This window comes from Micromonospora sp. CPCC 206060, from assembly GCF_036906895.1.
In the GTDB taxonomy this organism is placed as follows: domain Bacteria; phylum Actinomycetota; class Actinomycetes; order Mycobacteriales; family Micromonosporaceae; genus Micromonospora.
Map to the genome: position 1 here is coordinate 1 of NZ_JBAKHU010000131.1, position 6,667 is coordinate 6,667.

Sequence of the window (6,667 nt, forward strand, 5' to 3'; positions counted from 1 at the left end):
ACCATGATCCAACCCGAACGACCCAGGTCAAGCCGACCCGCCGACGAGCACCTGACCAGTCACGCTCACACAAGCTCCTTTGCAAATCTGAGATACAAACGAGGCTTGAAGCCAGCTCGGCAGCGACTTGGCCACTTGCGGGAACCGTTGCGGAAACACGGTGATGTCCACCCCTGGCAGACCTGCGGAGCGGCCCCGGTTGTGGGCCTTTAACTGTACGCGGGCGAGGACGAGATTGAGTTCGCTCTCACACTCCAGAGCATCCTAGGAAATCGGTTTGGTCGTGGGAGTTGCGGAAGACGGGTTGGTCGCGGCCGTACAGTAGGTACGGGGTTCCGAGTGTGGCGCCGGTGCCGGGCTGATGGGTGCCGAGCATTCGAACGGCGAGGCTGTAGTGAGTTCGGCGCCATCGGTGCACAGCTGTGGCGAACTGCCTGATTCCGTCGGCGAGGACGGGGATCTCGGCGAGCGCGCGGTGGTCAGCGGCGCGGATGGTGTCGAGGGCGTCGTCGAGGCTGGTCTGTCCACGGCCGATGCGGGCGTACACGTCGGGTACCGACTGGTACGCGACCGAGCGTAGGCGCTGCGGGTCGGGTGTGTGGCACAGCGATTCGACGAGCTTGTAGGCGCGGGACTGGACGGCGCTCGCGCCGTCAGTGTAAGCGCGGAAGGTGTGGAATGCCTCCGGTTGCATCGTGGCCAGCAGGGGCCATAGTGGCGTGGTCTCGTGCAGGAGTGTCGCGGCGGAAGTCAGTCGTATGCCGGCTGCTGGCAGACGGTCTTCGGCCACGGCGGCGATGACCGCGGCGAGATCCACGGCCAACAGCCCGAAGGTCAACTCGAAGGCTTGCAGGACCCGGATGAACAGGTATTCGTCGTGCACGGTGAAGACCGGCAGCATGGTGGTACGCACCATCAGCTGGTCGGCCTTGGTGCGGTCGATGGAGGTCATGGCGGTCAGCCGGCGAGCCAGCGTCACCGAATCGGCGGCAGCGCGCATGTCGAAGCTGAGGCGGCGCAGTGCGGGTGCGGTGGCGCGTACGGCGTGGCGTAGACGTTTGCGCACTACCGGCGGGTCGGGGCGCAGCTGTGGCAGCGGCGCCTCAATGTTGTCGACGGCGCGTAGTTCGAAGTCGATGAGGTCGGACAGGAGCAGGAGGTGGAAACGGTCGCGGTGGGCCAGCAGCCGGTCTGCGCGTTCGGTGCTGCTGTCCGGATCAGGTATGGGCAGCAGGGGTAGTGCGAGGTAGCTGCGATAGTCGTACTTGTTGTCGGTCTTGTCGAGGGTGGTGTCCAGGAAAGCAGCCAGATGCCCGTGCGGCCCAGATACCTGTGGTAGGCGTTCGCGGGCCGAGTGCAGCAGCGTCGTCCACGTCTTGGGGACGAACTGTTTGCCGTGGTGCTGGTAGGCGTCAACGACGCAGTCGTAGGGGAAGCGGTGTGTGGTGGGCCGGCGCTGGGCTAGCCACCGCTGCAAGGGCTCGGTGTTCATCGGGTCACTCCAGGCCGGGTTCGGCTGCGGCAACGGTAGGCGGCGATGCTCTCGCAGGCCGCGTCGATGTCGTCGGTGGTGGTGTAGGCGTGCGTGGCCAGGCGCAGGACACCGCAGCGGGGTGCAGCGATGACGCGGCGGTGCCCGAGCCAGGCCGCCATCGCCTCCGCATGCGGTTCTACGAGCGCCAGGTGCGCGCCTTGGCTGTCGGGGTCGGCGGTGAGGCGCACGATCTCGCCTTGGGCGGCCAGGCGTGTCGCCATGATGAAGACCATCCGCTGGGTGTGGCGGCGCACCTGCCGCAGGTCCAGGTCGCGTAACAGGGACAGGCCGGCGACGGCAGCGTAGATGGCGGCGACGGCGGGGGTGCCGGTCTCGTAGCGGCGGGCGTGTGCCGGGGAGTCCAGGATGGTGGCGCACATGGCGTGGGGGTTGGTGCGGCCGAGCCAGCCGGTGAGTGTCGGCGGTGGGCCGTCAGGGTGGCGGGCATAGAGGAAGGCGAGGCCGGGGAGCCCGAGTAGGTATTTGCCGGTGCCGGTCACGAGGTAGTCGCAGTGCAGTACGTCGACCTCGAGGGGGATCACGCCGGCGGCTTGGTAGGCGTCGACAAACACAGACGCGCCGGCGGTGTGTGCGGCGTCGGCGATGCGTGGCAGGTCGAGGCGGATGCCGTCGCGGTAGGTGACAGCGGGCACCGACACCAGCGCGGTGCGGGGCGTGATGTGCGTCAGGTAGTCGCTGGTGTGCACTGTTCCGGTCGGGGTGCCGCACCAGCGCACCCTCGCGCCTGGTTGGGCTAGCCATGCGTGCGCGATTCCCGGGAACTCGGCGGGCGTGGTCAGGATCTCGCGGCGTCGCCGCGACCTGCGGCGGGTCGCCGCTTGATGCGCGGCGATGCTCGCGTTGGGCAGGATCGCGATCTGGTTGACGTCGGCGCCGATAAGCCGCGCGAACATCTGACGGGCTTCGGTGACCTGCTGTTCACACGCTTGCCAGAAGCCTGGGCGGGACAGGTCGTCGAGCATCCTGGTCAGGGCTTGTTCCACGTCGATGGTGCGCGGGGCGATGCTGCACGCCGCCAGGTGGATGCTATCGGCGGGAGCAGTCAGTCGGTGCCGTAGCAGCGCGGATGGGGTCAGGTGTGTGGTGGTGGTCATGGCTGCACCGGCTCCGGGCAGACCGCGTGTGCGGACGCGTGGGTGAGTGCGGTGCGGGCGTCCCAGAGGGTCGGGAAACGGCGGTGGACGATGAGTTTGGTCAGGCTGTCGACCGGGGTGTGGCGGGTGCCGAGTACGCCGTGGCCGATGATGCGGGTGGCGACGGTGTAGTGCTCGGTGCGCCACAGAGCGATCCGCTCGTCCAGTTCCACCAGCGCTTCGGCAAGCCGGTACAGCGGATCCGACGGTTGGCCCCGGTACAGGTCGACGGGGGTGATGCCCAGCGAGGACAGCAGCCGGGCGAATGCGATGTCCAGTTCGGTGGTCGCCGAACGCAGCAGTTGCCACCCGGGGGACTCGAAGCCCGACCCGTTGCCCAGCGCGGCACGGATGATGGCGAACTGGGCTGGCGGTAGGGACCGCAGGATGTGAAGTTGCTCGGTGATCAGCCGCAACGCTTCCGCGGCCCGACGCAGGAGGAGTTCCGCCGCGGAGGGCAGGTCGGCGGTGAGGTGCGCGAGGGCGCGGGACAGGTGGGAGCGGGTGAGCTTCAGCCACAGCTCGGTGCTCTGGTGCACGATCTGGAACAGCAGTTCGTCGGGGTGTACCCACTCCCCCGGCCCTTTCTGTAAGGACAGCAGGTCACCGGTGCGCATGTAGCGGGCGTAGTCGTTGTCACCGGATCCCGGTAACACAGCGGGCAGAGGTGTCGTCGGCACAGAATTCTCCAATGGCGGTCGGGCAGATGCCCGGATGGGAATCTCGGCGGGGAGGCGTGACGGTGGCGCTACCCGGTATCAGGTGCCCAGGGCCACCAGCGTTGAGGCCGCTACGGCGCTCGGGTCGGCAGGTCGGCCGTGCAGAGGGCCTCGGGCCGCAGGCTTGACGCAGAATGAGTACTCGCGGTAATGGGTCGTTCGGGTATGCATCGACGACCGAGTCATAGTCCCCACCTAACCGGGGATGCGAGGTAACTGCCCGCGGAGTCACGTCGCAGGCTTTGGCGTAAACCCGCTCCCCAGTTATGAGGTCCACGCCGTAAGTGCAGTCAATTCAGCACACCCATCGCCACGGTGTCCACCACTCCGGCTACTCCTAGCCATATTTTCCGCCCAACCCAAGAGGGCCAATGCGTACCTGAACAGGGAAAACGCTGCACGCAATGCGAGTCGAGTCGTACGCCATTGTGGTGGACGCGACCGCGATGGGTTACGTTTCCCCCGCCAGTCAGCAAAACACTGCAGCCTCCGCTGACACCCTAGGCGCCAATCATGCAATGGAAGGGAAAGCAATCGTGCGCTGTCATCCAATCCGCACCTGGCCCATTCTGGCGATACCGTTGGTCAGCGCGACGATCGGCCTGATCATTTCAGCTCCGCCTGCGCATGCCAGCACCACACCCACGCCCGACACCACGGCGGGCACGGCCGCGACCAGACAACCAGTCACCGCCGACACAAGACCGCCCGAGCCCGAGCCCACTGCCACACCAAAGCCTGAACCCACAGACCCAGGTACGAACCCGGAACCTACCGATCCAGGACCTGAGCCCACCGACCCAGGGCCGAACCCGGAGCCGACCACACCGCCAGGGCCTGACCCGACCACGCCACCCGTAGTTCCGCCGAGCAGCCCGCCGGCAGACAAGTCCGAGCCCTCACACACGGACGACAGCGCATCCACCTCGCGGCGGGACACCACCACGCAGGCCACCGGTAGCGGCGGTGAGCAGCCGGGTCTGCCCGTGACCGGACCGCCGGTCACGGCGATGACGGCGATGACGGCGATCGCCGCTGGCGCCATCGTCGTCGGCGTTGGTCTCGTCGTCACCGGCCGTAGGCGCAGGACTCACTGACTTCGGGAGAGCGATCGTGACGACGCAGCGCCCGGACCAGGGCATCTGGCCTTTCAACTGCGGCGACGTGCCAGCCAGGGCACCTGGCCGGGCGCCCGCCGTCACCCCCACACAGCCCGCAAGCCGCGTCCCTTCCGCATCCCGCGCTGCCGCGCCCAACGGTTATCGGCCGAAAGCCGGCCGCGTCAGAGTCGTCGCGGCAATCCTCGCCGGTGCCGCCGTCGGCGCCGGCATCACGAACTGGACTACATCCCCCTCAGCTCAAAACCCGACGATGCCCCACCCCACCGAAGCGGCCGAAGATCTGTTCGATCAGCGTCAGGCCAGCGTCAACCGCAGCCAGATACCGACGCAGCAGCTGGCCGAGTTCGCCGCGCCGTGGCTAGCCCGAATCGGAAACTGCACCAGCAACACTGCCAGCACAGGCCAACAACCCGGCGACGGCGAACAAACGCGAACCCGGTGCACCGCCGGAATCGTCACCGTCTACTGGATCTCATATCGCAACCTCGCCGACCGCGACGCCGCCCACGCCCGGTACGTAGCCCAGGCAGCGCGTTCACAGGACTTGGCTCCGGGCATGCAGCCACCCACCCCGACCACCACCGGCCACACGGCACAACTTCGCGTGGAGTACGCCTACCGAGTGCCCACCGGAACCCACACAGGGCAAACGGTCGCCGCACTGTGGTGGAGCGACCCCGCCCAGCCCGTCGCTGGCGTCCTGACCGCCTACTGGACAGACGGGCTTGGCTCTTCCTGGGGGCCCCTGCGCGACCTATGGCACCCCAGCTCCTAAAACTGCAACGCACGCACCGGCGGCTGCGCTGCATGGTGGCCGATGACGGCATCCTCGGCGGTGGAGTCCAGTGGGACCCCGACCCGGCAGAGGCCGGCCAGTGAGCCGTTCAGGGGAGAGCGGCCGGAGCTGCGGTCAGATGATCGCGCATCAGAATCCCGTTCCGACGCAGCCCTTCCTCAATATCCCGTGCTGGGTAGCGGGCGACGCCAGCGTCGTTGAGGATCTGCATCACCGTCGGGTGCGGCTGCACCTCGTCCACCGACGCCTGCAGCACCCCGCCCAACGTGATGCCCGCCCGCTGTCACCCGCGTCGCGGGTGCCCGGTACGCAAACATCATGAAGTGGTAGGAGCGGTCCTTGCGCGGATTTCGTCCACGCCGGTCGGCGTCAGCTCGCCCACCTCGAAGCCGGCCTCCTCCACCGTCTCCGGGCAGGCCGCGTCCTGCGCCGACTCCCCGAACTTCACCTTGCCGCCCAGCAGCAGCCACCCCGCGTACGCCGGAGAAAAACGCCGTGAGCTGCACTTGCCACACTGGCAGTGCGTCACCCAACGCGCCCGGCGACCACTGTTCCGGCTGCTACCATCGGGACCACTTCGGGCTCACGTCCGCCACTCCGCAGGATGGCGTGAGGTTCGGGTTGTTGGTTGCATCAGGCGGCCGGGGGGTTGCCGCTTCGTTCGTTCGCGGGCGATGTGCCCCCGGTCGCGCCAACCGCTAACCACCGACGTGGACAGGAACACTAATGGAGATCCGGAATATTGGTGGCCGGCCGCATACGGATATTGCCGGCGCCGCCGAGTTGACCCGCCGCTCCGAGGCGACCGTCCGGCTCAAGACGTCGCCGAAGCAGCGAGATCAGGGGTCCGGCTGGCCCGCCTCGGTCAAGCAGGACAAAAAGGCGTGGTTTCCCGTCGATGAGCTTGAGTACGTCCGAGACATCTTGCTACCGCAGCTCGTCGAATCCGCTCAGGCCCGGGTGCATCGTGTCGACCTAGATGGCGACCCGGAGGAACTGATCTCCGCCAGTGATTTTCGGGAAATCCTCGCCATCAGCCAAGGCGGATGGGACAAGTACGTCGGCCTCAGCAAGGCAGCATGGAGTCGCAACGAAGATGGCTACCTTCCAATGTTTGATGACGACAAGCCAGCGCCCGTACAGGGCATGATCCGATACTGGAAGCGCCGCCGCGTTCAGGACTGGATCAATAGCAGGGGTGGAAAGGTGCACGGCCCCGAGCACTCCGGGTGAATCAGCCGGCAGGATGGCAGTTGGCATTTCCTGCATCTCCCTGTCGCGTGACTGGTCAGGTGCTCGTCGGCGGGTCGGCTTGACCTGGGTCGTTCGGGTTGGATCATGGT

Annotated in this window: 7 protein-coding genes; 2 read left to right on the plus strand and 5 right to left on the minus strand. The window is 67.0% G+C overall.

Features of this window, described 5'->3' with window-relative positions; all coding sequences use genetic code 11:
* Positions 1 to 247 precede the first annotated feature (247 nt).
* From V6U90_RS31985 to V6U90_RS31995, 3 genes are read right to left on the minus strand one after another with little or no spacing between them, the layout of a single operon-like run.
* On the minus strand, positions 248 to 1,492 hold the full coding sequence (locus tag V6U90_RS31985) for a tryptophan 2,3-dioxygenase family protein (protein WP_334444681.1): 1,245 nt from the start codon (positions 1,490 to 1,492) through the stop codon (positions 248 to 250).
* The gene (locus V6U90_RS31990; protein ID WP_334444683.1) at positions 1,489 to 2,649 is read right to left on the minus strand and encodes an aminotransferase class V-fold PLP-dependent enzyme; all 1,161 of its coding nucleotides are present in this window, start codon (positions 2,647 to 2,649) and stop codon (positions 1,489 to 1,491) included. The genes V6U90_RS31985 and V6U90_RS31990 overlap by 4 nt, the downstream gene beginning before the upstream one ends.
* Positions 2,646 to 3,368, minus strand: a complete 723-nt coding sequence (locus V6U90_RS31995) for a tryptophan 2,3-dioxygenase family protein (protein WP_334444685.1) — start codon at positions 3,366 to 3,368, stop codon at positions 2,646 to 2,648. The genes V6U90_RS31990 and V6U90_RS31995 overlap by 4 nt, the downstream gene beginning before the upstream one ends.
* Before the next feature lie 1,152 nt (positions 3,369 to 4,520).
* Here V6U90_RS31995 and V6U90_RS32000 point away from each other — a divergent pair.
* Complete coding sequence (locus V6U90_RS32000; protein WP_334444687.1) at positions 4,521 to 5,303, plus strand: hypothetical protein; 783 nt, start codon at positions 4,521 to 4,523, stop codon at positions 5,301 to 5,303.
* Between the two features lie 109 nt (positions 5,304 to 5,412).
* On the opposite strand, the gene V6U90_RS32005 is transcribed toward V6U90_RS32000, so the two are convergent.
* On the minus strand, positions 5,413 to 5,580 hold the full coding sequence (locus V6U90_RS32005; protein ID WP_334444689.1) for a hypothetical protein: 168 nt from the start codon (positions 5,578 to 5,580) through the stop codon (positions 5,413 to 5,415).
* A gap of 60 nt (positions 5,581 to 5,640) precedes the next feature.
* The gene (locus tag V6U90_RS32010; protein WP_334444691.1) at positions 5,641 to 5,853 is read right to left on the minus strand and encodes an NUDIX hydrolase; all 213 of its coding nucleotides are present in this window, start codon (positions 5,851 to 5,853) and stop codon (positions 5,641 to 5,643) included.
* Positions 5,854 to 6,050: 197 nt separating this feature from the next.
* Here V6U90_RS32010 and V6U90_RS32015 point away from each other — a divergent pair, with 197 nt between their 5' ends.
* Positions 6,051 to 6,557, plus strand: coding sequence for a hypothetical protein (locus tag V6U90_RS32015; RefSeq protein ID WP_334444693.1), 507 nt, complete (start codon positions 6,051 to 6,053; stop codon positions 6,555 to 6,557).
* Positions 6,558 to 6,667: the final 110 nt, after the last annotated feature.

Excerpts from the sequence above, each read along its gene's own strand:
- V6U90_RS31985 (WP_334444681.1), bottom strand. The coding sequence starts at position 1,492 with ATGAACACCGAGCCCTTGCAGCGGTGGCTAGCCCAGCGCCGGCCCACC.
- V6U90_RS31990 (WP_334444683.1), bottom strand. The coding sequence starts at position 2,649 with ATGACCACCACCACACACCTGACCCCATCCGCGCTGCTACGGCACCGA.
- V6U90_RS32015 (WP_334444693.1), top strand. The coding sequence starts at position 6,051 with ATGGAGATCCGGAATATTGGTGGCCGGCCGCATACGGATATTGCCGGC.